Genomic DNA, 26,485 nt, shown 5'->3' with positions numbered 1-26,485 from the left:
AGCCGGTGCGGTGGTTCTCGCGCAGCAGCCCGTCGAACCGCCGCCGATCGAATACGCCGCGATCGCACCCGTGCTCCTGATGTTGACCGCCGCCTGCGTCGGAGTGATCGTCGAGGCGTTCCTGCCCCGGCACCAGCGGTGGTCGGTGCAGGTGGGGCTGAGCCTGCTGACGCTGGTCGTGGCCGGGGTCGCGCTCGGTGCGTACGCCCGTGGCGCGGGGACGGGGCTGACGACCCTGGCCGGCACGATCGCCGTGGACACGCCGACCCTGTTCCTGTGGGGCACGCTGCTGGCGCTCGGGTTCGCCTCGATCCTGCTCATCGCCGACCGCTCGGTGGAACAGGGGGGCGCCTTCGTCGCGGAATCGGACGCCTCGTCCGGTTCCTCCGGATTGGGCGCCTCGTCCGGCCTGTCCGCCTCCTCCGGCCCGGCTCGGGGGGCCACGGCCGATTCGTCGGCTCCGTCACCGACGATGACCCGAGCCACGGCCGGCGTGTCCGGTATGCGCACCGAGGTGTTTCCGCTGGCGATGTTCTCGCTGTCCGGGATGATGGTGTTCTGCGCGGCCAACGACCTGCTGACCATGTTCATCGCCCTGGAGGTGCTCAGCCTCCCGCTGTACCTGCTGTGCGGGTTGGCCAAGCGACGCAGGTTGCTGTCGCAGGAGGCGGCGGTGAAGTACTTCCTGCTCGGTGCGTTCGCCTCGGCGTTCTTCCTCTACGGGCTGGCCCTGCTCTACGGCTACTCCGGCTCGGTGAAACTGGCCGCGATCTCCGAGGCCACGGCGGGCAGTGACCGCTCGGACACGCTGCTGTTCGCCGGAATCGGTCTGCTGGTGGTCGGTTTGCTGTTCAAGGCGTCGGTCGGTCCGTTCCACGCGTGGACCCCGGACGTCTATCACGGTGCGCCCACGGCCGTGACCGGTTTCATGGCCGCGTGCACCAAGGTCGCCGCCTTCGGCGCCATCCTCCGCGTCCTCCAGGTCGCGCTGGAGGCTTCCAGCTGGGAGTGGCACTACGTGCTGTGGACCGTGGCGGTGCTGTCGATGCTCATCGGAGTGGTGCTCGGCCTGACCCAGACCGACATCAAACGCATGATCGCCTACTCCTCGATCGCGCACGCCGGGTTTCTCCTGGTGGGGGCGATCGCGCTGACCGACAGGGGCCTGTCGGGCACGCTGTTCTACCTGCTGGCCTACGGGTTCACCACCGTCGCGGTCTTCGGTGTGATCAGTTTGGTACGTACGTCCGAGGGTGAGGCTACTCACCTTTCCGGCTGGGCCGGCTTGGCCAAGCGTTCCCCGCTGGTTGCGGCGGTGTTCACCTTCCTGCTGCTCGCGTTGGCCGGTATCCCCATGACCAGCGGTTTCATGGGTAAGTTCTACGTGTTCTCGGCGGCCGTCACCGACGGTATGGTCCCGTTGGTGGTCATCGCGCTGGTGGCCAGTGCGGCTGCGGCGTTCTTCTACCTTCGTGTCATCGTGCTCATGTACTTCAACGAACCGGCTGCCGACGGTCCGACCGTCAGCGTGCCCGGGGCATTCACGACGGCGGCGATCACACTCGGTGTGGTGGTGACCCTGCTGCTGGGCGTGCTGCCGACGTTGGCGTGGAACTGGGCCAACGTGGGTGGTTTCGTGTCGTAGAGTGCCTGGGGCAGGGCCATCGATGCGGGAGTGAAGGCGACGGTGACGTGACCATCCCAAGGGGCGATTCGACCAATGGGGTGTCGGGGGAGACGTACGGTGTTCCCGGCGGCCTCGACATCGCCGACCCGGCGCTGGCCGAGTCGGTCCGCCAGGGCATGACCAGGGTGGAGCACTTGCTGCACGACTCGGTCCGCAGCGAACTCGACTTCGCCACCCGGACCTCGCTGCACCTGGTCGACGCGGGCGGCAAGCGGTTCCGGCCGTTGTTCGCCATACTGGCGGCCCACTTCGGAGAACCGGACGACGAGCGGGTGACCAAGTCGGCCGCGGTCATCGAAATGGTCCACCTGGCCACGCTGTATCACGACGACGTGATGGACGAGGCCACCATGCGGCGCGGAGCGACCAGCGCCAACGCCCGCTGGGACAACTCGGTGGCGATCCTGACCGGTGACTTCCTGTTCGCCCAGGCGTCGCGGTTGGTGGCCGATCTGGGCACCGACTCGGCGCGGTCGATGGCCAGGACCTTCGAGTCCCTGGTCACCGGGCAGATGCGCGAGACCATCGGTGCCGGCAACGACGAGGACATCGTCGAGCACTACCTGTCGGTGATCGACGAGAAGACGGGATCGCTGATCGCCACGGCGGGACGCTTCGGCGGCTTCTTCGCCGGGGTCGACGAGCAGCACGTCCGAACGCTGGACCGGATCGGAACGATCGTCGGTTCCGGCTTCCAGATCTCCGACGACATCATCGACATCGCCTCGCCGTCGGGGGAGTCCGGCAAGACTCCCGGCACCGACCTGCGCGAGGGAGTTCGGACGTTGCCGATGCTCTACGTGCTGAGCGACGAGAACGCCGACCCGCGGCTGCGCGAGTTACTGGCGGGGCCGATCACCGGCGACGACGAGGTCGACGAGGCGCTGCGGCGGCTGCGCGAGTCCGATGGGTTGGCGCGGACCCGCCGCACCCTGGACGACTACGCCGCCGACGCCCACCGCCAGATCGCCTCACTGCCGGAATGCCCGGCGCGGGAAGCGATGGCGAGCCTGGTCGACTACGTCGTCGCCCGCACCCACTGACCGGGGTGCGATTTTCCCTAAAGTTGTGCCACAACTTTAGGGAAAATCGCACACGGCTCAGGGGTGCAGTCCCCCCGGCCAGAGGTACTTCCCGGCGGGCTTGGTGTCGCCGTGGAACCAGGCCCGGAAGAATCCGTCGAGGTGCTGGCCCGAGATCTTCTCGGTCAGCGACTCGAACTCCTCCCAGGAGGCGTTGCCGTCGCGGTGCCGGGCGGGCCAGGTCTTGAGGATCTCGTCGAAGGCCCGGTCCCCGATCCGGTTGCGCAGGGCGTGCAGGGCGAGCTGCCCCTTGTCGTAGACGGCGGTGAACTCGTTGCCCGCGCCCATGTCGACGAGCTTGCGGTTCCAGAACTCCTGGTCGACCGAGTGCACGGCTTCGCGGTAGCGCTGGTCGAGGTTCTGGCCCTCCTTGGCCTCGGACCACATCCAGGTGGCGTAGCTGGCGAAGCACTCGTTGAGGCAGATGTCGCGCCACTCCCGCACCGAGACCGAGTCGCCGTACCACTGGTGCGCCTGCTCGTGCACGATGGTCGACAACGGGACGCCCTTGGTGTAGATGGGGCGTGTCTGGGTCTCCAGCGAGAAGCTGATCGGCTTGGCCAGGAAGATCCCCCCGGCCGATGCGAACGGGTACTCGCCGAACTTCGACTCCAGGAAGTTCAGGATCTCCGGCAGCCGCCGTTCCTTCTCGCGCGCTCCCTCCGCGCCGGGGGCGTAGGCGTTGACGACCGGGGTGCCGTCGGCCAGCTTCGAGCGCTCGATCGTCCACTCGTCGATACCGATGGTGGTCAGGTAGGTGGCCATCGGTTTCTCGGCGGCCCACCGGGCGGTCGTCCAACCGTCGCGGGTGCCGACCTCGCGGCGGGTCCCGTTCGACACGACCTTCCAGCCCTGCGGCACGGTGGCGGTCAGGTGGAACGTCGCCTTGTCGCTCGGGTGGTCGTTGGCGGGGAACCAGGTGGTGGCCGAGTGCGGTTCACCGGCGGTGAAGGCGCCGCCGGACTGCGTGGTCTGCCAGCCACCCTTGCCGACGGGGTCGACGATGGGACCGGGTGTGCCGCTGTACCGCACCGTCACGGTGAACTTCTTGTCCGGGGGCAGCGGCTTGTTCGGGGTGATGACCAGTTCGTGCTCGCGGGCGCGGTCGAACTCGGCCTTCGTGCCGTTGACCGTCACCCGGTCCACGTGCAGCTTGTGCAGGTCGAGGTTGAACCGGCCGAGGTTCTTGAGGCTGGTGGCGGTGACCGTGGTCGTGCCGTCCAGGTGCTTGCTCGCCGGGTCGTAGGTGATGTCGACGTTGTAGTCGGCGACGTCGTAGCCGCCGTTGCCGTCCGTCGGGTAGTACGGGTCCCCGGCTCCGGGGGCGCCCGCTCCGGCGGCGAGGGCCGTTCCCGCCGTCAGCGCGATGCTGCTCAGCACGGAACCGGTGACCACGGCAGCCCTGCGGCGACCGTTTCGGCGTGTCATGTTCGGTGTTCGCTCCTTACTGGGTCGTGCCCCGGCCGCGGACGGCCGGGTGGGGTACGACTCCGGTCGTATTCGGTTGATCACACCGAGACAATGACGTGGATCTCCTCTGGCGTGTAGTCGCCACGCTGGGCGGACCGAAATTTCCCGCGTACGGAGGAATGTGGCACCTTCCCCGGTTGGCGTTCGCGGTCACGAGGCCGTGAGCGATACTCGGGGGAGGCCGGATTCGAGGAGGTCGTGGCTGGTGGCTTGGCTGTTTGTCCAGGTGTGGATGTGGAGCCTGGTGGCTTTCGTGGTGGGCGCGGTGCTGAGCTGGTTGCTGTTCGCCCGACCGCTGCGACGCCGCCTCCGGGAGCTGGAGGAGGTTGTTCGGCGACAGGAGTACGACGACTCCTGGCCGGAGTACGACGACCATCGGCCGGAACCGACGGTCACCGAGGAGCCGGCCTGGGAACTGCTGCGCCCGCGGGACGAGGAAGAGGTCGAGCCCGCCGGTGACCGTCCCTTCCGGACCGGCCGTGTCACCGAGGACGACGAGGAAACCGCCGTCACCGCTGTGCTCGAGACGGCCTCCGGGGAGTGGGCCGACGACAGCGAGCTGCGGCTGGAGGAACAGCGTGAGCTCGCGGCCCGGCAGGAGAGGATCGACCGGGTGGGGGACGCCGAGACCGTGCGCCAGCTTCCGGAGCCGACGGCTCCTCCGGAACTGGATCGCCCGCGCACCGAACTGGCCGACGAGGAACCCGTGGAGCCCGCCGTGAACAGTTGGTTCCACGGTCCCGAACCGGTCGAGGACACCGGTGGCCACGAGTGGTCCGGCGGCTACGAGTGGGCCGGGACGCTGGGGGATGCCGAGGCCGCCCGGCAGCTTCCCGAACAGGTTCCCGAGCGGCCTCCCGAACAGGGCGATGAGCGAGCCGCTGACGCCGAGCAGCCCGCCGAGCAGCCCGCCGAGCAGCCCGCCGAGCAGCCCGCCGAACGGGAGCCGGACCCGGAGCAGCTGTCCGGGCGACTGCGCTCACTGTTCGAGCCGCTGGGCGGTCCCGGTGCCGACCAGCCGCCCCGGCCCGTCCCGCCGGTGGGCGCGGAAACCACGCAGCAGTTCCCGACCGTCGACGACCGGCCCCCCGACGACGCCTCCGGTACGGAGGCCGGTACGGAGGCACCGCGAGACGCGGGGTACACGATCAAGGGACATTTCGCGTCCCGCCAGTACCACACGCCGGACTCGCCCCGATTCGAGAACATCACGGCACAGGTGTGGTTCCGCACGGCCGCCGATGCGGAGCAGGCCGGTTTCGAACCCTGGGACGGCCACCACCGCTCGTGAACCTCAGGTCTGGGGTGGCCGGTCCAGCAGGCGCGAGAGCACCACGGTGGAGACGGTCCGATTGATGAACTCCACGTCGCGCAGCCGTTCCAGCGCGGTCTCCAGGTGCTGCATGTTGGCCGCGCGCAGGTGCACGATCGCGTCGGCCGGGCCGGAGACGGTATAGGCCCCCACGACCTCGGGGAGCGGTTCTATTCCGGCACGGATTCGTTGCGTGGGAACGTTGCCGTGGCAGTGCACCTCGACGAAGGCCTCCGTGCCCCATCCGAGGGCCTCCGGGTCCACCACGGCGGTGAAGCCGCGCAGGATGCCGAGGTCGAGCAGCTTGTCGACTCGCCGCTTGACCGCGGGGGCGGACAGGCCGACCGTCTTGCCGATCTCGGAGTAGCTGGCGCGGGCGTCGGCCACGAGCTGCGAAACGATTCGCTGGTCCAGGGGGTCCATAAGCAACATTCTGCCTGACCGAGTGCAACGGGACATTGTTGAAGCCCGTTGCTGGGATCGATTAGATTTCGAAACATGTCCACCCCTGTCCTTGCGGCCGAATCCTGTCCACGTGACGAGCTGCCCGTGCGCACGCCCACGCGTCGGCACTACGTGATGTGCCCACCCGAGTACTTCGCGGTCGAGTACTCGATCAATCCGTGGATGGACCCGAGCTCGCCGGTGGACACCGACCTGGCCAAGCGGCAGTGGCAGGAGCTCAAGCGCACCTACGAGGACCTCGGACACACCGTCGAGGTGGTCGAGCCGCAGCCGGGCCTGCCGGACATGGTGTTCGCGGCGAACTCGGGCACCGTGCTCGGTGGCCGCGTGCTGGGCTCGCGCTTTCGCGCCCCGGAGCGGGCCGCCGAAGCCGAGCACTTCCGCCGGTGGTTCGCCACTCGGGGGTACCGCGAGCTCGTCATGCCGTCGCGGATCAACGAGGCGGAGGGTGACTTCGCCTGGACCGGTGAACTGTTGCTCGCGGGAAGCGGATTTCGCACCGACCCCGAGGCGCACGCCGAGGCGCAGGAGGTGCTGGGGGCGCCGGTGGTCTCGCTGCGACTGACCGACCCGCGCTACTACCACCTGGACACCGCGCTGTTCGTGCTGGACAAGGGGCCACGGCCGCAGGTCGCGTACTACCCGGACGCGTTTTCCCCCGGATCGGCGCAGGTGTTGCGACGGCTGTTCCCGGACGCCGTGCTCGGCGACTCCGCCGATGCCGAGTGCCTCGGGCTCAACGCGGTCTCGGACGGCCGCAACGTCGTGCTGCCGCTGGAGGCCACCGGCTTGGCCGAGCGGCTGAGCGCGCGTGGCTACGAGCCGGTCATGATCGACGTTTCCGAGCTGCGCAAGTCCGGCGGCGGTCCCAAGTGCTGCACCATGGAACTGCACGGCTGAACAGCCGGGCACCGGCCGCGGTGCGACTTCGGCCGAGCCGAAGTCGCACCGGGGATCACTCGTCCTGGACGACCTGCACGTCGAGCTCGATCTGCACGGTCGGCCCGACCACGGCGATGCCCTTGTTCAGGATCTGCTGCCAGTTCACCGCGTAGTCCTCGCGCCGCAGCTCGGTCTTGCACACGCACGCGGCGCGGGTGCCGTTCCACGAACGCTGACCCAGGTAGTGCGTGTCGAGCTGCACCGGACTCGTGGTGCCCCGCAGGGTCAGTGACCCGCTTCCCGTCCAGCGGTTACCGCGCAGGTGGGTGATCCGGTCACTGGTGAAGTACATCTTCGGGTAGTTGGCGACGTCGAGGAAGTCGGACGAGCGCAGGTGGTCGTCGCGCATCGTGACGCCGGTGTCGATGGTGGAGGCGTCGATGGACACCTCGATTCGCGACTGCTCGAAGGGCTCGGCCACGTGGATGTAGCCCTCGATGTTGCGGAACCTGCCGTAGATCCTGGACATGCCGATGTGCTGGGCGATGAAGCGCACCTCGGTGTGGTCCGGCTCCACCCTCCAGATCCCGGCCTCCGGCAGCGACATCGCCGTGTCGGGCTCGAGCTGCAGGCTGCCGATCGAGGTGTGCCGGTTGGTGCGCACGTCGGCTCGCGCCCCGGTGCGGTGGTAGCCGCCCGCGATAACGGTGATCTTGTGGACTCCGGGTGGGACGGTGGCCAGGTAGTACCCGTACGAGTCCGTCTTGCCCTGCGCGACCTGCTGGTTGAGGCGATTGATCACCGTCACGCCGGCTTCCGACATCGGCGTTCCGCGCTCGTCGTGCACCTGGCAGCTGACGACACCACCGTCGAGCGGAGTCGGGGGTAAGGCGGTGTCCCCACCGCGAGCGCCTCGCCTGGACACGTCCTCGCCGGACGAACGGCGCCGACGCAGCTTGGACAAGATCATTTGATTCCTTTCCGTTGACCCGGCCCCCCGGACGGGAAGTGACATCGGGCAAAAGCTACGTACGCGTAAGTTTAGTAGCGACCGGTTCACGTCCTGATCCACACCGGGGCGTGCGCACCGTCGTGCTCCGGAGCGTCGGCGGCCCCGGAGGGCATCGACGTGGTGTTCGGCACGTCACCGATTCGGAACTTCCCGGCCGCGCACAGCGTTGACCAGGTGACCCCGCCTACTCGGCGACCCCGCCCGATGAGGACTTCCGAGTGGGGGCCTGTCCTGCGGAGGAGCAAGCACGGTGCACAGTCACTTCAACGGTGTGAAGACCGCGCTGCTGCTGGGTGGAATGAGCGCGCTGGTCCTGCTGATCGGCTCGCTGTTCGGTCGGTTCGGCCTGGTGACAGCGTTGGTCGTGGCACTGGGCATGAACGGGTACGCGTACTTCAACTCGGCCAAGCTGGCGTTGCGCACGATGCGTGCCCGCCCGGTCTCGGAGGCCGAGCAGCCTGTGATGTACCGCATCGTGCGTGAGCTGGCGACCTCCGCGCGGCAGCCGATGCCGTCGCTGTACCTGAGTTCGACGAGCGCGCCCAACGCCTTCGCCACCGGGCGCAACCCGCGCAACGCCGCCGTGTGCTGCACGGCGGGCATCCTCGAACTGCTCGACGAGCGTGAGCTGCGCGCGGTGCTCGGTCACGAGCTCTCCCACGTCTACAACCGCGACATCCTGATCTCCAGCGTGGCCGGGGCACTGGCCAGCGTGGTGACCTTCCTGGCGAACTTCGGGATGTTGTTCGGGATGTTCGGCGATGACGAGGACCGCCCGAACCTCTTCGTGATGTTGCTGATCGCGCTGCTGGGGCCGGTGGCCGCCGGCGTGGTGCAGATGGCGGTGAGTCGGTCACGGGAGTACCAGGCCGACTCCTCCGGCGCCGAGCTCACCGGTGATCCGCTGGCGCTGGCCTCGGCGCTGCGCAAGCTGGAGAGCGGTACTCGGCGGGCGCCGTTGGCCCCGGAGCCCGACGTCGTCTCCCAGGCGCACCTGATGATCGCCAACCCGTTCCGCCCCGGGGAGCGCATGGCACGCCTGTTCTCCACCCACCCGCCGATCTCCGAGCGGGTCCAGCGGCTGGAGGGAATGGCCGGCCGGGAACTCCCCCCGAGGTTGTGAGCGCGCTCAGCCGGGGGCGCCGGCGGATCGGGCCACTTCCATGACGTAGTCGCCGTAGCCGGACTTGGCCAGCTTGGCTCCCAGCGCGAAGCAGTCCTCGGCGGAGATGTAGCCCATGCGCAGGGCGATCTCCTCCAGGCAGGCGAGGCGCACCCCCTGGCGGTGCTCGAGAACCTGCACGAACTGGGCGGCCTCCAGCAGCGAGTCGTGGGTTCCGGTGTCCAGCCAGGCGAAACCCCGGCCCAACCCGGTCAGGTGTGCTCGCCCCTGCCGCAGGTACTCCAGGTTGACATCGGTGATCTCCAACTCGCCGCGCGGCGAGGGCCGCAGGCCGCGAGCGATGTCGACCACGGAGTTGTCGTAGAAGTACAGCCCCGTGACGGCCTTGTTCGAGCGGGGCTGCTCGGGCTTTTCCTCGATGGAGACCAGCCGCCCGTCGGCGTCGGTCTCCCCGACGCCGTAGCGCTGGGGATCGCGCACCGGGTAGCCGAACAGGGTGCACCCCTCCAGCGAGCCGATGCACTCCCGCAGCATCCGGGAGAAGCCCTGCCCGTAGAAGATGTTGTCACCGAGCACCAGCGCCACCGAGTCATCGCCGATGTGGTCGGCGCCGATGACGAACGCCTGAGCCAGCCCGTCGGGCTCCGGCTGCTCGGCGTAGTCGATGCGCAGGCCGAACTGGCTGCCGTCGCCGAGCAGCCTGCGAAACAGCGGCAGGTCGGCCGGGGTGGAGATGAGCAGGATGTCGCGGATCCCGGCCAGCATCAGCACCGACAGCGGGTAGTAGATCATCGGCTTGTCGTAGACGGGCAGCAGCTGCTTCGACACCGCCTGCGTGATCGGCTGCAGCCTGGTGCCGCTGCCCCCGGCCAGCACGATCCCCTTCACGTCGGGCTCCTCACCGGAAGTTCTCGAACTGGAGTGCCACGTCGAAGTCGGACTCCTTGAGCAGCTGGATGACCGCTTGCAGGTCGTCCTTCTTCTTGCCGGAGACCCGCAGCTGGTCGCCCTGGATCTGGGCCTGCACGCCCTTGGGGGCCTCGTCGCGGATCTTCTTGGAGACCTTCTTGGCGATCTCCTGGGAGATGCCCTGCACGAGCTTGCCACTGACCTTGTAGACCTGCCCCGAGCTGGCTGGTGTGCCCATGTCCAGGGCCTTCATCGAGACACCGCGCTTGACCAGCTTCTCCTTGAAGACCTCGATCGCGGCCTTGCACCGCTCCTCGGTCTCCGACTCCAGCGTCACGGACTCCTCGCCGGCCCAGCTGATCTTCGTGCCGGTGCCGCGGAAGTCGAACCGATTGGCCAGTTCCTTGGCCGCCTGGTTGAGCGCGTTGTCGACCTCCTGGCGGTCGACCTTGCTCACCACGTCGAAAGACGGATCCGCCACCTGCTGCTCCTCCCCTGCGCGTCTACCGCTCGCATGGATACCCTTCGCCGAACACGCTACCGGCCCGCCCCCCGTTGCGACGCCGTGGACACCGGTCTGTATGATTTTCCGTGAAGCCAGCGGAGCTGGCCTGCACGCCGGGTTGCCCGAGCGGCCAAAGGGAGCTGACTGTAAATCAGCCGCGAAAGCTTCAGAGGTTCGAATCCTCTACCCGGCACACGTGCCGAAACGGCCCCCTGACCTGCACCGACAGGCCAGGGGGCCGTTTTCGTGCTCCCCGGCTGTCCCCGGAGCGACCCGGGCTCACCCGGTGTTCCACGTGCGATGCACGTACACGCTCAGCGAAGCGCTTGTTCGACTCGTTGGCGTGCGAGCTGCTCCCCGCTGTCGAGGCACTTGGCGTAGACCTCCAGCAGGACGCGCACGCTGTGCCCTGCCCACTCAGCCACTCGTGGTGGTTCGACTCCGGCATTCAGCCACATGGATACGCAGGCGTGCCGGAGGTCGTAGGGCCTCTTTGCAAGGGGTGAGTCGACCACTGTCGACACGAAAGCCTTCTCCCTGGCGTGTGCCCACACACGCCCGTAGACGGTGCTCGAAATCCGCCCCTCCCGCCGCTCCCCTCGGAAGAGTCGCCCGTCACGGGCGGTCCCGTAGCGGTTCAGGTGTTCGTGCAGGAGGTCGGTCAACTCGGGGGAGCAGGGAACGGTCCGCCCTGTGCCGTCGTCCCGGTGCTTGAGCCCCCTGCCTTCCCCGCGTGCTTGTGCGTCGGTCCATTCGGCCCCCACCTCGGGCATGGCACGTTCGAGGTGAAGCTCACCCCAGCCACCGCTTTCGGGCAGTGACAGGTTGGCCTTCTTCAAGCCCGCGGCTTCCTCCGGGCGAAGACCCGCGTGGTACATCAGCCCGAAGAAGGCGACCAGGTGGGGGCCTGCCCGCTGTATCTCGCGCACGGCCAGTAGCAGCGTTCGTGCCTGTATCGGGTTGACGACCGAGCGCTTGTCGATTGCGTTCGAGCGTTTTGGCGTCTTGAGCTTCAGTGAGTCGAGCGGGTTTGCATCCAGCAAGTTCCGCTCGACGGCGTAGTCGAGCGCGTTGTCGAGGATCACGCGCCGGAGTCGGAAGGTATCCGGGGCAACTCGCCCTCCGTCGAGCTTGGTACCGATGTTGTCGGTGATCTGCCGCACTACCTCAGGATCCGAAAGAGCGGATACGTGGTAGGTGCTCTTCGCCAGCCAGCGGGTGGCTTCGGCCATCTTGGGCTCTGTAGGCGGATCGGTACGGGTCGGATTGAGTTCCCAGCTCAGGGCATCGTGGAGTGCTCGTTGTGGGGGCGCGTTCCGCTGGCTGACCAGCGCGGTCGTGATCGAAGTGAGGGACTGCACGATGCCTCGCCGATGTGAGGCGGATGCGTTCGGCCACTTCATGGCTGTGTACTCCTTGGCGAAGTCCAGCCAGTTCATGTCTTCGTTGGTGCGCACCATCGAGACTGGCCTGCCGCTTGCCTTGACGAATGCCTCGCCCTTGCGGGCCGCGCTCATGAGGTCCGACCGGAAACTGTCAGCGAGCGCGAAGTTCTTGAACGACTCGTAGAACGGTTTACCGGCAACGGCCCACCGCACGGCGTAACTGGTGACCTTTCCCTTAGTGTTCTTGCGCTGTGTGATCTTCCAGATACGGACGTCGTAGGTGGTGCTGGTCATGCGACGTTGTCCTCCAGAGCGTTGATCCAGCTGTCGAAATCGGTGCGGCGGATGCGCAGGGAGCCGTTGGGCAGTCGGACGCATTTAGGGGCTCGCTGCTTGGCTCGCCAGTCGTCGAATGTGGTGCGGGCGATGTCGAGCTCTTCGCAGAACTCGGCGACGGTCATCCAGTTACCGGTGCGCTTGGGCATGACGGTCCTCCTGGGATTTCTTGCAGTGAGGGGGGAGCCGTCCCAGCCGTCCCAGTCGTCCCGTTGCTGGTCTGGCTGGGACGGCTGGAGCAGTGGGACGGCTCGGGCCGTCCCAGCGGATTGAGTGGGCTGCTGCAGGTGAGCTCGGGTCGTTGTCTGAGTGGTTCTCAGTTGTTCTGCGCTGCGATCGTGTTGGTGTCGGTCATGCGGCACCTTCCGCGTGGTCGTGAGTGGAGATGCTGGTCAGGGTGGGACGGCTTGAGCTGTCCCGGTGGGGTTGGCCGTCCCGCTGTGCGCTGGGGTGGGACGTTTGGGACGCCTGGGACGGCTCCCCCGCCCCTTGCTGATCGGGGGTGGGGCAGTAGCGGGTCCAGGCGTCGAGGAAGTCGGCGCGGCGGTAACCCTTGGCTTGGCTGCCGTCGGGGAAGCGGACGTTTCCGGATCGGATGTCGTAGTCACGGAGCAACGTGGCGAGCTTGGCGGCGGTGAGTCCGCCTTGCGCGTAGTCGCTCCAGGGGGCTTCGGGGTCGGAGTTGAGCTGGTTCAGCAGGTACCCGGTGGTCAGGGCTGGGTGGTCGGCGAAGATCGTGCGGCAGTCGGTGAGCAGTCGAACGCTGACGGAGTCCTGGTCGTTGTCGTCGGCCTCGGCGATGAGGACCTGTGCGGCGGTGCGGGCTCGGTCGGACCAGGTACCTCCGGCGCGATCGGCGACAGCGATGAGGGGCTCCCATGTGTCGGCGGCCCGGTCCTCGAGTGGCATGACGGGCTCGGCCTGTTCCAGCGCTTCAAGGTCGCCGCGCAGCCAGGTGGTGAGTTGTTCGGACAGGTCTTGCAGGGCGGGGCGGTCACGTCGGTGCCGGTACGGCGAGACGGTTTCACCGGGGGCTCGACGGCGCATTCGCACGATCACGGCGCGGTCTTCGATGGTGTCGGGCATGACCCCGATACCGGCCAGGGCGGCCATGGCGAAGGTGGGGATGGATTCCACGCGCTGGTTGGCGGCGTCGTAGCGCTTGGCGGGCCGATTGCGCTGGTGCCCTGCGTTGAGCAGCCCGCGCAGGTCCTCGTTGCCGTCGGCTTTCGCGCCGAAGATGGTGTCGGCTTCGTCGACGAGCATGGTCGGCGGGTCGTCGGTGATCGATCGGTACACGGCCGAGGGCGAGGAGTTGACCGTCAGGAACGGGTCGTGGCAGGTCGCTTCGATGACGTCGAGAAGGCGGGACTTGCCGCACCGCTTTTGCGGTGCTCGGATCACCAGCCGCGGGGCGTGTGCCAATGCGGGCTGGGCATGGCTGGCTGCGATCCACAGCACGACCGCGTCGACGGCTTCCGGACTGGGCAAGGCGACGTAGCGCTTCAAAGCAGCGTGCAAGGCGTCGAGCAGAGCCTCGCCCTGGTTGACGGTTGCTTCCTGATCGTCGGTACTCATGCGGCCTGGCTTTCGTGGTTGAGGCTGCGCGGGTGGGAGGCCCCGGCAGTGAGGCCGGAGCGGATGGTGGCGTCGCGTTGGGTGGGGCTGTAGGCGTTGGCATCGAGGTGGGGCTGGCTGGCGTGTTCGAGGGCGGCGCGTGCGTCGTGTTCGGTCAGGGCTTCTCCGGCGACGAGTTGGCCGAGGGCGCAGGAGGCGATGAACAGGGACTTGTTGCGGGCACCGGGCAGGGCCGCTGTGACTCGCTCGGTCTCGCGGTCGAGGGCGGACTGGAGGTAGCGCGAGCGGTGCGCAGACGAGATTTCACGCGGCGCTGAGTTGGTCTCTCGTGGCTTGGGCGTGAGGGCCTGGACCAACCAGCCGGGCAGGTCGACCGGGTCGCGGTCGTCGTGGAGTTCGTAGCCGCTGGGTGGCACGACCGAGCCGGGCGCGACGACGTAGCCGCCGTGGGCGCGGGTGTCGATCAGCCACCCGAGTCCACCGTCGGCGCCCTGGGTGTTGCGCAGCTCGGTGCCGCGCGGGGCGCGGTAGTACAGGTGCGTGCCACCGGAGGGTGTGGTCACGGTGTAGGTATCGGGAACGGTGGCCCGGGCACGCTGGGCGAGGTGGGTCAGCACGTCGAGCCCGCAGGAAATCCCCAACATGTTCCAGCCGTCGGGGGCGGATTCACCGGGCTTGGGCACGTCGCAGTCGATGACGACGAGTCCGGCGGGGCCGGTGGCCAGTCCGATGTTGTAGGCCCCGCAGGACCAGCAGCGCCGGATGGTCTGCGGGTCGGTGGTGGCGCGCTGTTCCCACCCGGCGTGACGGCTGGAACATGCTCCGGTGCGCGGGCATCGGTCGCGACGGTGCAGTGCTGGAACCTTCGTTCCCGACCGGAGTGGGAAGACGGGCCAGCCGTGCTCGGCGGCGTCCAATGCCCAACTGGTGAGGTGTCCGGTCGTGGTACTCATGAGGTCTCTCCTCCTCGGGTTGTGTGAGCGAGAGCGAGGGGCGAGCCCGGCCAGGCACGTGCTTGGCGGCTGTGGTCTGGCCGGGCCGCCCGGGATGAGCAGGGATCAGAACGGGGGTTCGTCGGCGGCCTTGGCGCTGGTGCCGGCGGGCGGGGCCGATCCCCGCGGGTCGGCGTCACCGCTGTTGTTGGAGCGGGCGGCCTTGCGGACGGTGGCCGTGGCGAACTTCAGGCTCGGGCCGAGCTCGGTGACGTTGAGCTCGAAGGCGGTGCGCTTCTCGCCCTCGGCGGTCTCGTAGGAGCGCTGTTTGAGCGCGCCGACGGCCAGGACACGTTGGCCCTTGCCCAGCGATTCGACGACGTGCTCGGCGGCTTGGCGCCAGATCTGGCAGCGCAGGAACGTGGCCGAAGCGTCGACCCATTCGCCGCGGTCGCGGTCGAATCGGCGGTCGTTGGCCGCGATGGTGAAGTTGGCGACACAGGCCCCGGAGTCCAGGTACTTGATCTCCGGGTCGGCGACCAGGGTTCCGGCGATGGTGACCTCGGGCAGTCCCGACATGACGTGTCCTCTCTTCCTGTGGAGGGATGGGTTACTTGCGGTGTTGCTTCTTGGCCTGGATGCAGGCCGGGCAGGTGGTGCCCCCGGTCAGCCAGGTCTCGCGGTAGGCCCCGGCGGGGGCGCGGTTGCCGCACCACGCGGTGACGCTGCCGTCCCACCACGAGCGCCGGTAGATCTTGTGCTTGACGGGGGCGGGCTCGGGATCGAACAGACCCATGGCGGTCTCCTGGGGTGATGGGGATGCAGACAGGCGGGGCCGCCGAAGTCGCTCGCACGGGGGTGCGGGCGGGTGTGGTGGGGCGGTTTCCCCGCATCCCCGATGGGGATGTGTGCAGCTCACGCGGGGGTGTGGACCGGGGAGGCCGGTAGGGAGATTTCCCCGGGTTGGGAAACGTCCCCGGTTGCGTCCCCGGCCGTATCCCCGAGCTAGGAGTCCTCGGGCTCGTCCAAGTCGGGCGCGGTCTCGTCGTCGCTGTCGTCCTCGTGGAGCGATTCCAGGGCGGCCTCGACGGCGGTCTTACGGATCACTCCCTGGCCGTTCGACTTGGCCCGGTGCAGGTCGTAGCGGCGCAGCATCGCGGCCAGGTCCTGGCTGGACCAGGATCGGTAGGTCGGGTGCAGTTCGCGCAGCCGTTCCAGCACGGTGGTGCGCAGCGGCCGGTCCTCGCCGGCCAGCGCTTCGGTCAGATACTCCAGTTCGTGGCGCTGGTCGCCGGCCTCGGTGGTGCTGGTGGTGATGCCGGCCTGCTGGCGGGCGGCGGTGGCGCGCTGGACGACGGGGGTGAGTTCGTCGGTGTTTTTGTCCTTGCGCAGGTGGTAGCAGCGCAGCAGGCCCGGTTCGCGGCGGAACCCGTCGGCCATGGCGGTGCCGACGTCTTCACCGGCGACCAGGTCGGTGGCGGTGATGCCGGCCGAGTGCTTGCCGGTGCCCAACACCGCGTCGTTGCCCTGGTGGTCACCGATGGCGAAGCACACCCGGTGGCTGGCGGTCTTGGCCAGGTCCCGCGGCAGGGAGGCCGCCGAAGGCGAGGGGGTGGCCCACAGCAGGGTGATGCCGGTCTTGCGGGCCTTCTTGGCGACCTTCTCGGCGAGTTTGACCGCTTCCTCGCCGTAGGTGTCGTGCTCGAACAGCTCCTGGCACTCATCGATGATGACCACTCGGGGTCGCATGTCCGGGCGCTTTTTCACCATGTCGCGGGTGAGCTTGGTTTCCTCACCGCCGAGTTCGTCGAGCAGCTTGCCGCGGTCGGTGACCAGTTGGCGCAGCTGACGCAGCTTGTCGACGGCGGCCTCGATCTGCTCCTCCTCGTCGCCTTTGACCAGTTCGCGCAGCGCGGGCTTGAGCGGGTCGAAGTCGGCGTTGAAGGCCATGACGTGGACGTCGACGTCGACCAGCGGGTCCAGGATCGCCCCGGCGGCGATGTTGATCGCCAGCGAGGTCTTGCCGGAGCCCATCGTGCCGCCGGCGATGTAGTTGCAGCCCATGAGCTTGCCGGTGACGGGCTCGCCGCGGGCGTCGACTCCGACCGGCACTCCGGTGAAGTAGTCGGTCGTGCCCTCCTCCTTGAGCGGATGCGGATCCATCGGCCCCTCCAGGACTCCTTGGTCGGCGACCCACAGATCCAGCACGCCGGCCTGGCCGCGGGGTTCGGTCGGCCACACCTCGCGGGGCTTGCGCACCAGGTTGTGGGCGAGCACGGTCTTCTTTTCGTTGATCTTGGACACGGGCACGCGCTGCGGCAGCTGCACCTGGGTGCGCCACCCGCGCCCGTCGCGCTGAGTCGGCATCACCCACCGCGGGCTCCACCCGTCCTTGAGCGCGCGGTTCATCGACGGCAGGTCGAGGTGGCGCAGCGCCTGCAGGATGGCGTTCTCATCCGGCACCGCGTCCCGACCGGTCGGCTCCGCCGCCGAGGCCGGCTGGACCCACTGCGGCGCGGTGCCGCGCTGCCGGCCCTCGTGCCACAGCCACAGCACCAGGCCCCACGGGACAGCCAGCACCAGCGGTCCCCACGCGACGGTGACGACCACACTGGTCCAGCGCACCAGGGCAAGCAGCCCTTGGAACGGGTCCAGGAACGCGGCGGCGTTCTTGTTCGCCAGGGCCAGCAGGATGCCCATGCTCACCAGCAGCCCGGCCAGCGAACCCGCGGCCACGGCCAGGGCCTTGACCAGCTGCATCGGTGACTTGATCCAGTCCATGATCCGCTGGTGGCGACGTTGCTTGGCCTGCTCGGCTCGGGACTCCCACTCGGCCAGCTGCTCGAAGTCGCCGGCGGCCTCGGCCGAGCGCATCACCCGCTCGTAGCGGGACGTGCTGTGGGCCTCCCGCAGACGCTTGCCGACTACCGCCGCCCCGGCCGGCACGTACAGCACGTGCCGCAGCGCGGTGCGGGTGTGCCGGTGAACCGCCACCGTCCGGGTGGTGCGGGCCACCGTCACCGCCGTGTCGCGGTAACCGGCATAGCGCTGCAACGCCTGGGCTTTCTGACTGGTTCGCTGCCGGTACTCCTCCTCGGAGACCACCTCACCTTCGAGGACCTCGGAGTCGGACTCAGCCGTGGCTTCCTCGCCGGACCGCTGGCCGTGCAGGTAGTGCACCGGTGCCAACACCGCCTCCTCGTCGGTCTCGTGGAGCTCAGCCATGACGCACCTGCCCCTCGATGACGTCCTGCTCGGTCTCGGCGGCCTCTTCGGTGGTCTCGCCGTTTTCCTGGCCGGTGGTCCGGCCCGACACGGCCGGACGCAGTTCGGCGACCAGGGCGCGCTGCTGGCGAACCTGCCGGATCTCGTGGGCGGCCCACACACCGCCGGCCAGGGCCACCAGGCCCCACAGCCATGCCGACAACGTCAGCGCGGCGACCGCCGGGATACCGACCGCGGCCAGCTCCCCGGCGTGCCAAGCGATCCAGCTGGCCACGGCGCGGGCCGTCGACTCCGACCGTGTCCCCACGTCTCGGTGCTGGTCGGTCATGATGTTCACCTCCTGGATTTCTCGGGAGTGCCGGGCCGGCGGTGGGATGTGGCAGTCGCAACCGCCGGCCCGTTCGTTGTGCTGCTGGCTCATGCCGTCATCTCCTGCTGGGGGCGGTAGCCAGCCACGGCCTCCCGCAGGGGTTTCTTCTTGCCCGCGTCCCCACCGACCCAGGCGTGGATCTGAGTTCCGGAGGGATCGCAGGGCAGTTGGCCGTCCTCGATGGCGACCAACACGGTGTCGAGGTCGGCGTGCCACTTGGCCGGCACCGCCGCGTAGCGGTCACGTCGTTGCTGGTTGCCGGCCCCAACGGGCGCACCGCCGCCGCTGGTGGTGGCGGTGCGGATGCGGTCGAAGACGGTCAGCATGTGCGGTACGCCGTACACGCCGGAGGCGACCAGCACCGGCCCCAGCGCGTGAATGACCAGCACCATCGCCGCCGGGCCCACCGCGGCCCACTGCAGCTGCACGACAGCGGCGACCAGATGCCCGACGCTGGGACCAATGTTGAGCACGGCAACCAGGGCAAACAGTCCGAACTCGATCCGGGTGAAGGCCGTGGCCGTGGTCGGCGGCAACACCACCCCCCGAGTGGAGGCCAGCGCCCGCAACCCGAGGACGGCGAACAGCACCAACCCGAGGGCCGGATCGGCGCCGTAGGCCGCCAGGGAGGCGAACGAGCCGGCGGCCCAGCCCATGAAGCTGGTGATGGTGCTCTGTGCGGTCGCCGCCGAGATGGCCACACCCAGCCCGATCCCGGACCCGGACAGACCCAGCAGCAGCGCCCGCGAGCGTCGGTTGCTGTGGGCCTGCGCGTCCGGGTCGGTTTTCAGCGTCTCCAACCGCCCGGCGGTGCGGATCCGTGCTGACAGTCGGTGCTCGGCCGGACTGGCGATGCCGGCCCGCTCGGCCTCGGTCTCGGAACGGCCCCGCCGCCGGCGGGTGACCAACCGCTGCAACGGCCCCGTTGCCGATCTCGCCGTCGTGGACTGTTTGCCCTGGTTGCTGACCTCAACACCCGCCGGCGCGGTCACCGCAGCGGCGGACTCACCGGACTCGCCGGAGTTGTCGACGGGCGCGATCGGCAGCGTGGCCAGCTCGTGGTTGGCCGGAAGATACGTCTCGCCGGCGGCGTCCTCGGGTCGGACCAACAGGCCCGCGTCGGTAATCGTGTAGCCGTTACGCATCACTGCACACCTCCCGCGCGTCCGGCCGGCACCGCCGGCGTGATCCGGGTCGCCGCCCGCTGGATCGCTGCCAGCGAGCGCACCCCCAGCAGTCCGAGCACCAGCAGCGGCAGCGTGGCCAGCGCCAGCACCAACCCCAGCCCCACCAGTGCGGCCAGCCGCACCAGCGCCCACGGCTCGTAGCCGGAGAGGGCCGTCATCACTCCCGTCATGACGTCACCTCCGGGTGGGTGCGGTGCTGCTCGTCGGCACCGGCGCAGGCGGGGCAGTGCAGGCCGAGGAGGCTGTCGAGGCCGTCGGTGTCGGCGCGCCATCCGGCCCTGTGGGCCCAAGCCACCACGGCCCCGATGAGGGGTCGGGGGGCGAAGTGCGCGATGGAACCGTTGTCGTCGCAGAACTCGGTGCCGCAGTCGTCGCAGCGAGCGACAACACAAGTGATCTTCTCTAGCATGGAGGTCTCTCCACTTCGGTGTAGGTGGATGGAGGGCCCGGCCCGGCAGGCGTTCTTGGCGGAAGGACTGCCGGGCCGGGGCGGCCTCAGCGGCGCCACCAGGGGACGTGCTTCTCGGTTTCGACGACCTTGCGGTTGGCGTCCAGGTAGTCGTCGGACTCGTAGCGGTCACGCTTGCTGACTCGCTCGAGCTCCTCCTTGGCGTCCTTGTGGTCGGCGATGGCCTGCTTACGGCTGTTCTTGCTCATGGCGATCGATCCTTCCTGGGCGGTGCTGGTCAGGCGGCCTGTCCGGTGACGATGGACTCGGCGGTCATGGCGAGGAACTCCTCGGCCGCGGCCGGGCTGGACAACTGGCGCAGCCTGTCGAAGGCGGCGGTGGGGCGGTTGTCGGCCAGAGCCTGCTTGATCTCGTCGAGGTGCTCGCCGAGGTAGGCCACGTCGGCGGTGGTCAACTGCGTCATGAGTGCTCTCCTCTCTGCGGTGTTCCAGCTTTTTCGGTGTTCACCAGTGGTGGGAACTAAGGGCGAGCGCGGAGTCAGTACTCGGTCCACTCCTTGCCGCAGTCGGCGCACAGGCAGTGCCACTCGCCGTAGTGATTGCGGCCCTTGTCGTAGTGGGTGTGCGAGCAGTTCGGGTCGCCTTTGCCGGTCCAGCCCATGTAGGGCACCTTCGGTTGTTTCGGCTGCGGCGGCTGAGACTTCTTGCTGAACATGCCCATGACGGCTTCCTTCCTGCTGGTCGCGGGTGGGTCACAGGCGGGTGGCGTACTCCTCGGCGCCGTGAGTCGCCTCGCCCAACCTGGTGATCACGTCGGCGATCGCGGTGGGGATGCCGCCCATGGCCGCGTGGGCCTGGTCCAAGTCGGGGCTGGACGTGCCCTGCGCAAGCTGGGCCAGTCGGGCGGTGTTGGTATCCATCTCCTCGTTGATGCGCCACAGCTGGGAAATCAGCTCGCGGTTGCCGTCCACGAGCTGCACCAGTTCGCTACGCAGTTCTTCGATGCTGGACACGGTTCCTCCTGTGGTGGTGGTCGGACTCGGCGGCATCGCCGTCGGTCGTGGTGGTGCGGGAGTGGTTGCGGTGGGTTGTGGGGGTTGCTCGGTCGGGGCCGGTGGTGCGGACTCGGCCGTGTCGCCGTCGCAGGTACCGGTGACCAGGTCGGCGTACTGGAGCACGTGGGACCAGTGGCGATCGATCCAGCTCAGTGCCTTGTGCCAGGCGTGTGCGCGGTCGCGGACGCGTGCCCGGTGGAGGTGCTCGAGAACTCCGCTCTCGTCGGCGGGGCTGAGTGCGGCCACATACCGTTCGGCGTCCTGGCGTGCCACACCGAGACTCAGCAGCCACTGGTACTCAGCGGCGGGACCGGCCAGGGCCTGCAGCGTGCGGTGGTGGGGCGAGGGCCGTCCCACGCAGCTCACGGTGGTGTCGCCCTGGTGGTGGCCCTGCTCGTCCCGCGAGATGACAATCGCGTCGACGTCCCAGCCCCGGGCCAACGCGTAGACCGCGTGCCCGGCTTCGTGGACACACACCCGAGCGTGCTCGAAGGCGTCACTGCGAGCGGCGATGTCATGCTCAGTCAGGCTCGGCCCGATCATCACGCCGCCACCGCCACGGAATCCTCGCGGCGCAGCCGCTTGCGCTCCTGCTGAGTGGTCGCGCCCCAGAGGCCCTCCACATCGGAGTGCAGCGCGAACTGCAAGCACGCCTGCCGCACCGGGCACGAGGCGCACACCCGCTTGGCTGCCGCGATCTGCTGCTGCGCTTGGTCCGAGACCGGGAAGAACAACTCCGGATCCACCTCGTCGGACGCGCACGCCGGTTGCTGGCCGAAGTCCTCACCCGGCAAGCGGTTCAACAGCTGGAACAATGTGTCTTCCCTGTGCAAACGCTGCTGTGCGGTACTCACGCGATCGCCTCCTCGGCCTGGAAGTCGTCGTGGTCGGTGCGCTGCCACTGCCGTGCGGCCAGCTCGTTGCGGTCGGCGGCGCGGGCACGCTCCAGTCGGCGCATCGCTACGGCGTCGGTCACGCCCGCTTCCTCGGCCCGCAGCACGGCGCACTCGGCGTCGATGAGCTCCAGCTCGTGCTCGAGGCCCTCCTCGTCGGAGCGCAGAGCCAGCCGCTCCTCCAGCAGTGGCTCCGCCACGTCGGCGCTCACCTCACTCGCGATCGGGAAAACCCGTGCGGGGAAGCCGAACCTCTGGTCGTGCATCTCGTCTCCTTACGACTGCTTGATGAGCTAACAATAGCGACACTAGTAGCGCGATTTGAAGCGGTCGTGCCGAAATTTCTTGGAGATGGGGGACGTTGCGCAGACGGGCGACCCCGCCGAGCGCTACGATTTGCGCTGGTAGAAGCGGCTAATGGAGGCGGTAGTGGGCAAGGACTGGGACGCCGTTGCGGCGGCCATTAACACCCGAATGGAGGAACTGGAGCTGACCCAGCGGGAGCTCGCCGAGCGCTCCGGCGTCAGCCCCGCCACCCTGCGGCAGCTTCAGCACAACTACGCACCCAAGCGGCGGAGCTCCCGACTGCTTGCCGCGGTCTCGCAGGGCTTGCGGTGGCCTGCCGACCACCTCGCCCACGTATTGGAAGGGAACGAGCCTGAGAGGACCGATGCGAACTCCCTCCGTGGGGAGCTCCGCGAGCTTCGCGGGGAGCTCAGCGAACTTCGAGCGCGGGTTGCCGCTCTTGAGGAAGAGCGCCCCTGACACGGCAGCGATCACGCGCCCACCGCCCGGAAGAAGGTGACGAGGCCCTCGATGGCGCCCTCGCCCGTTCCCCACGCAGCACGCACCCAGCTCGCCGCGTCGGCGGGGAACTTCACCACGAGCACCACAAGAGCGATCCCCACCAGCCAACGCAGGACCTTTGGCAGGACTCCGCCCCCACCGCCGGTCGGCATCATCGGGAAGGGCTGCTGTTGCTTGGCCATGGTTGCCTCCTCGGGGATCCAGTACGAACGCCGTAGCGGCTGTTCCGTCTTGCATGGCCCCACCAAGTTCACTCCGGTTGGCGGGACGCTCCCACGGCCTTTCAAGGGATCTTGTAGACGTCTCAGATCATCGGTAACGTCCCAAAATGTTCAGGAAACGTCCTCTGAGGGGAGTCAGGAAGTGCCAAATGAGCGCTTACGTGCAGCTTTGACCGCTGCGGGGATGACGATCGAGGACGTTTCCGAACACACGGGTGTCGACCGCAAGACCGCGGAGCGATGGATCACCCACGACGGCCGGAAGCCGCACCGGCGTACCCGTAAGGCAGTGTCCAAGCTGCTCAGCGTCGACGAGGTGCACCTGTGGCCGGATCTGGCCAACGACCTGCACACGAGCGCTACCAGTGAGACCGAACTCGTCCAGCTGTATTCGACCCGTTCGGCAGTGCCGTTCTCACTTTGGAACGAGCTGATCGCCGGAGTTCAGGAGCAGATGGACGTGCTCGTGTTCTCCGGTCAGTTCCTCGTCGAGCAGCACAACATCCTTCCGATCGTGAAGCGGAAGGTCGACCAGGGAGTGCGGTTCCGCTTCGTCGTCGGTGACGAGAACTCGACTGCGGTCATCCAGAGAGCGATGGAGGAGGGCACGACCGGCGGCCTTGAGGGGCGTATCCAGATGATGCGCCGCTATCTCAGCGAGGTGGCAGGGATACCGGGAGTCGAGGTGTACACGCACGGAACGATCCTCTACAACTCGCTCTACCGATTCGATGACCAGCTACTCGTGAACGGCCATGCGTTCGGTGCGCTGGCCGGACAGAACCCGGTGATGCATCTTCGCCGGCTGTCCGGTGGTTTGATGTGGCAGCACTACATGAAATCCTTCGAACGGGTAGTGGAGGAGTCCACACCCGAACCTGCTTAGGAGGTCTGCTGTGGCGCGCGTGGACTACTTCGACGCCCCGAACGCTCCGGCGGCGAACTCGGTGGTGCCATCCGTGACAGCGGCCGTGCGCAACGCAGCGGGAGAGATCCTGCTCATCCACAAGACCGACAACGATCTCTGGGCACTGCCCGGCGGCGGCCACGACGCTGGCGAAAGCATCACCGACACCGTGGTTCGTGAGGTGCGGGAGGAGACTGGCCTGACGGTCGAGGTGACCGGCCTCGTCGGCACGTACACCGATCCGCGTCACGTCATGGCCTACGACGACGGCGAAGTCCGGCAGCAGTTCTCACTGTGCTTCGCTGCTCGCTGGGTCGATGGCCAGCCTCGGCAGGACGGCAGCGAGACGAAAGCGGCCCGCTGGGTTTCCCCAGCGGACCTTGACAAGCTCAACATCCACTCGTCGATGCGTCTCCGCATCGACCACGCGCTCGACGGATCGAGAACTCGGCCTTACCTCGGTTGACGCTCTCTGCTTATCCGGTCCGTACGGTTAGCCCCCGGCCACTGAGAATTTCACCGTACGGGGTTACTGAGACGCCGCAGGTCAAGGCCACGATCGATTGAACGCTGCGGCGCCACGTGTCCGGTTGGGGTTTCATCACCGACATCTCTACTCGGCTGTGAGGACGGCAGTCAGCAGGCCGGGGAAGCGCTGTTCCAGCTCGGTGGTGCGCAGTTCGCTATAGCGTGCAGTGCCCTCGTCGTACTGGGCGATGATGCCGCTTTCGCGCAGTACTTTGAAGTGATGCGTTGAGGTCGATTTGGACACGGTGAGCCCGAAGGCCCCGCAGTTCATCGGCTGCTCCGCCCGGGCCAACGCGCGGACGATCTCCAACCGGACCGGTTCGCCGAGCGCGCGCAGCACCTGGTCCACCCGGACCTCGCCCAGAGCGGAACAGGGCAGCATCTTCTGAGTGCTGCGCTGGTGTCGAGTGGTGACCATGCCCACATTATACGACGGAATTCGTACAAGTGGTCCATCGTTGCTCGGTTAGTACGATATTAATCGTACAAGGCCTGGCGCGCAGTCGCCGTGTCTTGCCGAACTGAAGCGAGCGAAGCCCAGTCCGTGCCTGCTCTGCAATACAGCCCTCGAATCTCCCGGAAAGGAGACAGCAGGCGATATGTCGACCAATGCCCATGCGCGGCTGTTCGAGCCTTACCAGCTCGGCAGTGTCAAGCTGCGCAACCGCACCGCGCTTGCCCCCATGACGCGGGTGAGCGCCGAATCGGACGGCACGGTCTCCGACCGCGTCCGGGAGTACTACCGCATCTTCGCGGCCGGCGGGTTCGCCGCGCTGATCACCGAGGGACTTTACATCGACACCGCGCATAGTCCCGGCTACTTCGGCCAGCCCGGCATCGCCACCGACGCGCACGTGCAATCGTGGCGCCCGGTCACCGAGACCGTGCACGACGAGGGTTCGGCCATCATCGCCCAGCTCATGCACGCCGGACCACAGGCGCAGGGCAACCCGTTCGGCTTGGGGCCGGTCGGACCCACCGACAAGCCCGCGCGTGGTGAACAGCTGCCGTTCTACGGTGGATCCGGGCCCTTCCCTGACCCGTCTGCCATGACCCTCGCCGACATCGGCGCGGTCCGTCAGGCCTTCGTCGATTCGGCGTTGTGCGCCCGCGAGGCTGGCTTCGACGGCGTCGAGATCCATGGCGCCAACGGCTACCTGTTGGACGCCTTCCTGACCGACTACCTCAACGACCGCGACGACCAGTACGGCGGCTCACCGCGCAACCGGGTGCGGATCACCGCCGAGATCTGCCGCGCTGTCCGCGAGGCCGTGGGTGAGGACTTCGTCGTCGGTGTGCGCCTTTCCCAGGGCAAGGTCAGCGACTCCGCTCACAAGTGGGCCGGCGGAGCCAACGAGGCCGAGGTGATCTTCACCGAGCTGGACCGGACCGGAATCGACTACGTCCACACCACCGAGCACATCGCCTCCGCACCGGCATTCGAGGGCGACTCCCGGTCACTGGCGACGCTGGCCGGCCAGTTCACCAACGCCACCGTCATCGCCAACGGCCACATCGACACCCCCGAGGAAGCGGGCACCCTGCTCGAGCAGGACTGGGCCGACCTCGTCGCCCTCGGCCAGTCGGGGCTGGCCAACCGCAACTGGCCCGAGCGGGTGCGCACCGGCGCACCACTCGACGATCGCTTCGTCCCCCTAGACGGCGGGCTCGCCGACGTCGAGGACTGGGAGCTCGACGCCGACTCCCTGCTCGCTCTCGACGAATCCGCACGCTGACCCGCCCCGCCTGCACCCACGACGGGTGCAGGCGGGATCAAGCTACGTCACATAGCGATCCTGCGTGGGATACCAACGGCAGAGCCCGGTTAGGTCAGGGAACGCACATCCGCGACGTCGTACTCCGACACGGAGGCGGCGAGCGTCGCGGCGTCCTGCTCTTCGCTGGGGCCACTGCCCCGGAAAGCCTTGACGGCCGCTTGCGACTCCCAGCACTCGAAGATGTCGATGCGGCCGGGATCCACCAGGTCGGCGGTGATGGCGAAGTCGAGGCAGCCGGTTGTGCGGCGAGCCTTTTCGACGACGCTCACGCAGTCGGCGAGGTAGGATTCCCGATGTTCTGGGGCAACGACGAGGTGTCCCGCGACAATAACCATGTGGTGCTCCTTGGTCGGGTCGATCGGCCGTCGCAGAGAAGGACAATCCGACGTGGCCGAACTCATCGGTCGACGCGCGCCTACGGCGTAGAC

The 26,485-nt window shown here is 68.0% G+C and carries 34 protein-coding genes and 1 tRNA gene; 10 read left to right on the top strand and 25 right to left on the bottom strand.

Translation table 11 applies throughout. The features are described 5' to 3' along the window. The first annotated feature begins 79 nt into the window (after positions 1 to 79). Complete coding sequence (gene nuoN, locus FHX42_RS21735) at positions 80 to 1,645, top strand: NADH-quinone oxidoreductase subunit NuoN (RefSeq protein WP_235987763.1); 1,566 nt, start codon at positions 80 to 82, stop codon at positions 1,643 to 1,645. A gap of 47 nt (positions 1,646 to 1,692) precedes the next feature. Further along, positions 1,693 to 2,730, top strand: coding sequence for a polyprenyl synthetase family protein (locus FHX42_RS21730; RefSeq protein ID WP_407926301.1), 1,038 nt, complete (start codon positions 1,693 to 1,695; stop codon positions 2,728 to 2,730). Positions 2,731 to 2,787: 57 nt separating this feature from the next. Here the strand turns inward: FHX42_RS21730 and FHX42_RS21725 are convergent, their stop codons facing one another. After that, entirely contained in the window at positions 2,788 to 4,197 is a 1,410-nt protein-coding gene (locus tag FHX42_RS21725; RefSeq protein WP_182546302.1) for a M1 family metallopeptidase, read from the bottom strand. 247 nt (positions 4,198 to 4,444) lie between these two features. Here FHX42_RS21725 and FHX42_RS21720 point away from each other — a divergent pair, with 247 nt between their 5' ends. Next, a complete protein-coding gene (locus FHX42_RS21720; protein ID WP_182546301.1) occupies positions 4,445 to 5,530 on the top strand; it encodes a sunset domain-containing protein in 1,086 nt (361 codons plus the stop codon). A 3-nt stretch (positions 5,531 to 5,533) separates the two neighbouring features. Here FHX42_RS21720 and FHX42_RS21715 read toward each other — a convergent pair whose 3' ends face one another. Further along, the gene (locus FHX42_RS21715; protein ID WP_182546300.1) at positions 5,534 to 5,974 is read right to left on the bottom strand and encodes an Lrp/AsnC family transcriptional regulator; all 441 of its coding nucleotides are present in this window, start codon (positions 5,972 to 5,974) and stop codon (positions 5,534 to 5,536) included. Positions 5,975 to 6,049: 75 nt separating this feature from the next. Here FHX42_RS21715 and ddaH point away from each other — a divergent pair, with 75 nt between their 5' ends. Next, on the top strand, positions 6,050 to 6,916 hold the full coding sequence (ddaH, locus tag FHX42_RS21710; RefSeq protein WP_407926298.1) for a dimethylargininase: 867 nt from the start codon (positions 6,050 to 6,052) through the stop codon (positions 6,914 to 6,916). Positions 6,917 to 6,971: 55 nt separating this feature from the next. On the opposite strand, the gene FHX42_RS21705 is transcribed toward ddaH, so the two are convergent. Next, the gene (locus tag FHX42_RS21705; protein ID WP_182546299.1) at positions 6,972 to 7,868 is read right to left on the bottom strand and encodes a YceI family protein; all 897 of its coding nucleotides are present in this window, start codon (positions 7,866 to 7,868) and stop codon (positions 6,972 to 6,974) included. A 292-nt stretch (positions 7,869 to 8,160) separates the two neighbouring features. Between FHX42_RS21705 and htpX the strand changes: the two genes are divergently transcribed. After that, a complete protein-coding gene (gene htpX / locus FHX42_RS21700; protein ID WP_182546298.1) occupies positions 8,161 to 9,033 on the top strand; it encodes a zinc metalloprotease HtpX in 873 nt (290 codons plus the stop codon). 6 nt (positions 9,034 to 9,039) lie between these two features. Here the strand turns inward: htpX and rfbA are convergent, their stop codons facing one another. Both rfbA and FHX42_RS21690 read right to left on the bottom strand, forming a co-directional pair. After that, positions 9,040 to 9,921, bottom strand: a complete 882-nt coding sequence (rfbA, locus tag FHX42_RS21695; protein WP_182546297.1) for a glucose-1-phosphate thymidylyltransferase RfbA — start codon at positions 9,919 to 9,921, stop codon at positions 9,040 to 9,042. Positions 9,922 to 9,931: 10 nt separating this feature from the next. Beyond that, positions 9,932 to 10,423 carry a YajQ family cyclic di-GMP-binding protein gene (locus tag FHX42_RS21690; RefSeq protein WP_182546296.1) on the bottom strand — a complete coding sequence of 164 codons (492 nt, stop codon included), beginning with the start codon at positions 10,421 to 10,423 and terminating at the stop codon, positions 9,932 to 9,934. Positions 10,424 to 10,559: 136 nt separating this feature from the next. Here FHX42_RS21690 and FHX42_RS21685 point away from each other — a divergent pair. After that, positions 10,560 to 10,640 (top strand) — tRNA-Tyr (locus FHX42_RS21685). 121 nt (positions 10,641 to 10,761) lie between these two features. On the opposite strand, the gene FHX42_RS21680 is transcribed toward FHX42_RS21685, so the two are convergent. From FHX42_RS21680 to FHX42_RS21600, 17 genes are all read right to left on the bottom strand, one after another. Continuing rightward, positions 10,762 to 12,126 carry a tyrosine-type recombinase/integrase gene (locus FHX42_RS21680; protein WP_182546295.1) on the bottom strand — a complete coding sequence of 455 codons (1,365 nt, stop codon included), beginning with the start codon at positions 12,124 to 12,126 and terminating at the stop codon, positions 10,762 to 10,764. After that, a complete protein-coding gene (locus FHX42_RS21675) occupies positions 12,123 to 12,317 on the bottom strand; it encodes a helix-turn-helix transcriptional regulator (protein ID WP_182546294.1) in 195 nt (64 codons plus the stop codon). Before FHX42_RS21675 ends, FHX42_RS21680 begins: the two co-directional genes overlap by 4 nt. A gap of 202 nt (positions 12,318 to 12,519) precedes the next feature. After that, positions 12,520 to 13,746 carry a DUF3631 domain-containing protein gene (locus tag FHX42_RS21670; protein WP_182546293.1) on the bottom strand — a complete coding sequence of 409 codons (1,227 nt, stop codon included), beginning with the start codon at positions 13,744 to 13,746 and terminating at the stop codon, positions 12,520 to 12,522. After that, positions 13,743 to 14,699, bottom strand: a complete 957-nt coding sequence (locus FHX42_RS21665; protein ID WP_182546292.1) for a bifunctional DNA primase/polymerase — start codon at positions 14,697 to 14,699, stop codon at positions 13,743 to 13,745. The genes FHX42_RS21670 and FHX42_RS21665 overlap by 4 nt, the downstream gene beginning before the upstream one ends. A gap of 105 nt (positions 14,700 to 14,804) precedes the next feature. Then, complete coding sequence (ssb, locus tag FHX42_RS21660; protein ID WP_182546291.1) at positions 14,805 to 15,257, bottom strand: single-stranded DNA-binding protein; 453 nt, start codon at positions 15,255 to 15,257, stop codon at positions 14,805 to 14,807. Positions 15,258 to 15,288: 31 nt separating this feature from the next. After that, positions 15,289 to 15,474 (bottom strand): hypothetical protein, encoded by a 186-nt coding sequence (locus FHX42_RS21655; RefSeq protein WP_182546290.1) that lies wholly within the window; start codon positions 15,472 to 15,474, stop codon positions 15,289 to 15,291. A 209-nt stretch (positions 15,475 to 15,683) separates the two neighbouring features. Next, positions 15,684 to 17,903: a zonular occludens toxin domain-containing protein gene (locus tag FHX42_RS21650; RefSeq protein ID WP_182546289.1), complete on the bottom strand. Its 2,220-nt coding sequence runs from the start codon at positions 17,901 to 17,903 to the stop codon at positions 15,684 to 15,686. Beyond that, complete coding sequence (locus tag FHX42_RS21645) at positions 17,896 to 18,324, bottom strand: hypothetical protein (RefSeq protein ID WP_182546288.1); 429 nt, start codon at positions 18,322 to 18,324, stop codon at positions 17,896 to 17,898. Before FHX42_RS21645 ends, FHX42_RS21650 begins: the two co-directional genes overlap by 8 nt. Further along, positions 18,321 to 19,418, bottom strand: a complete 1,098-nt coding sequence (locus FHX42_RS21640) for a hypothetical protein (protein ID WP_182546287.1) — start codon at positions 19,416 to 19,418, stop codon at positions 18,321 to 18,323. The genes FHX42_RS21645 and FHX42_RS21640 overlap by 4 nt, the downstream gene beginning before the upstream one ends. Further along, positions 19,418 to 19,630, bottom strand: a complete 213-nt coding sequence (locus FHX42_RS21635; RefSeq protein WP_182546286.1) for a hypothetical protein — start codon at positions 19,628 to 19,630, stop codon at positions 19,418 to 19,420. Before FHX42_RS21635 ends, FHX42_RS21640 begins: the two co-directional genes overlap by 1 nt. Continuing rightward, entirely contained in the window at positions 19,627 to 19,869 is a 243-nt protein-coding gene (locus FHX42_RS21630) for a hypothetical protein (protein ID WP_182546285.1), read from the bottom strand. Before FHX42_RS21630 ends, FHX42_RS21635 begins: the two co-directional genes overlap by 4 nt. An 86-nt stretch (positions 19,870 to 19,955) precedes the next feature. Continuing rightward, positions 19,956 to 20,117, bottom strand: a complete 162-nt coding sequence (locus FHX42_RS21625) for a hypothetical protein (RefSeq protein ID WP_182546284.1) — start codon at positions 20,115 to 20,117, stop codon at positions 19,956 to 19,958. 29 nt (positions 20,118 to 20,146) lie between these two features. Continuing rightward, a complete protein-coding gene (locus FHX42_RS21620; protein WP_182546283.1) occupies positions 20,147 to 20,332 on the bottom strand; it encodes a hypothetical protein in 186 nt (61 codons plus the stop codon). 74 nt (positions 20,333 to 20,406) lie between these two features. Further along, the gene (locus FHX42_RS21615) at positions 20,407 to 20,589 is read right to left on the bottom strand and encodes a hypothetical protein (RefSeq protein ID WP_182546282.1); all 183 of its coding nucleotides are present in this window, start codon (positions 20,587 to 20,589) and stop codon (positions 20,407 to 20,409) included. A gap of 31 nt (positions 20,590 to 20,620) precedes the next feature. After that, positions 20,621 to 21,466 (bottom strand): M50 family metallopeptidase, encoded by an 846-nt coding sequence (locus FHX42_RS21610; RefSeq protein ID WP_182546281.1) that lies wholly within the window; start codon positions 21,464 to 21,466, stop codon positions 20,621 to 20,623. Beyond that, positions 21,466 to 21,777 (bottom strand): WhiB family transcriptional regulator, encoded by a 312-nt coding sequence (locus FHX42_RS21605; RefSeq protein WP_328796609.1) that lies wholly within the window; start codon positions 21,775 to 21,777, stop codon positions 21,466 to 21,468. Before FHX42_RS21605 ends, FHX42_RS21610 begins: the two co-directional genes overlap by 1 nt. Then, positions 21,774 to 22,082 (bottom strand): hypothetical protein, encoded by a 309-nt coding sequence (locus FHX42_RS21600; protein WP_182546280.1) that lies wholly within the window; start codon positions 22,080 to 22,082, stop codon positions 21,774 to 21,776. Before FHX42_RS21600 ends, FHX42_RS21605 begins: the two co-directional genes overlap by 4 nt. Positions 22,083 to 22,233: 151 nt before the next feature. Here FHX42_RS21600 and FHX42_RS21595 point away from each other — a divergent pair, with 151 nt between their 5' ends. Beyond that, positions 22,234 to 22,581 carry a helix-turn-helix domain-containing protein gene (locus FHX42_RS21595; RefSeq protein WP_220480694.1) on the top strand — a complete coding sequence of 116 codons (348 nt, stop codon included), beginning with the start codon at positions 22,234 to 22,236 and terminating at the stop codon, positions 22,579 to 22,581. A gap of 11 nt (positions 22,582 to 22,592) precedes the next feature. On the opposite strand, the gene FHX42_RS21590 is transcribed toward FHX42_RS21595, so the two are convergent. Continuing rightward, positions 22,593 to 22,805, bottom strand: a complete 213-nt coding sequence (locus FHX42_RS21590) for a hypothetical protein (protein WP_182546279.1) — start codon at positions 22,803 to 22,805, stop codon at positions 22,593 to 22,595. 223 nt (positions 22,806 to 23,028) lie between these two features. Here FHX42_RS21590 and FHX42_RS21585 point away from each other — a divergent pair, with 223 nt between their 5' ends. Continuing rightward, positions 23,029 to 23,730, top strand: coding sequence for an XRE family transcriptional regulator (locus FHX42_RS21585; protein ID WP_235987720.1), 702 nt, complete (start codon positions 23,029 to 23,031; stop codon positions 23,728 to 23,730). Between the two features lie 10 nt (positions 23,731 to 23,740). Further along, positions 23,741 to 24,217: an NUDIX hydrolase gene (locus FHX42_RS21580; RefSeq protein WP_182546278.1), complete on the top strand. Its 477-nt coding sequence runs from the start codon at positions 23,741 to 23,743 to the stop codon at positions 24,215 to 24,217. Positions 24,218 to 24,364: 147 nt separating this feature from the next. Here FHX42_RS21580 and FHX42_RS21575 read toward each other — a convergent pair whose 3' ends face one another. Further along, on the bottom strand, positions 24,365 to 24,697 hold the full coding sequence (locus tag FHX42_RS21575; protein WP_182546277.1) for an ArsR/SmtB family transcription factor: 333 nt from the start codon (positions 24,695 to 24,697) through the stop codon (positions 24,365 to 24,367). Positions 24,698 to 24,878: 181 nt separating this feature from the next. Here FHX42_RS21575 and FHX42_RS21570 point away from each other — a divergent pair, with 181 nt between their 5' ends. Further along, on the top strand, positions 24,879 to 26,015 hold the full coding sequence (locus FHX42_RS21570; RefSeq protein ID WP_182546276.1) for an NADH:flavin oxidoreductase: 1,137 nt from the start codon (positions 24,879 to 24,881) through the stop codon (positions 26,013 to 26,015). Positions 26,016 to 26,104: 89 nt separating this feature from the next. Here FHX42_RS21570 and FHX42_RS21565 read toward each other — a convergent pair whose 3' ends face one another. After that, on the bottom strand, positions 26,105 to 26,392 hold the full coding sequence (locus FHX42_RS21565; protein WP_182546275.1) for a putative quinol monooxygenase: 288 nt from the start codon (positions 26,390 to 26,392) through the stop codon (positions 26,105 to 26,107). Positions 26,393 to 26,485: the final 93 nt, after the last annotated feature.

Source organism: Halosaccharopolyspora lacisalsi (genome assembly GCF_014137975.1).
Taxonomy (GTDB): domain Bacteria; phylum Actinomycetota; class Actinomycetes; order Mycobacteriales; family Pseudonocardiaceae; genus Halosaccharopolyspora; species Halosaccharopolyspora lacisalsi.
The sequence above is the reverse complement of the archived record's forward strand: the minus strand, read 5'-3'. Positions and strand labels throughout refer to the sequence as shown.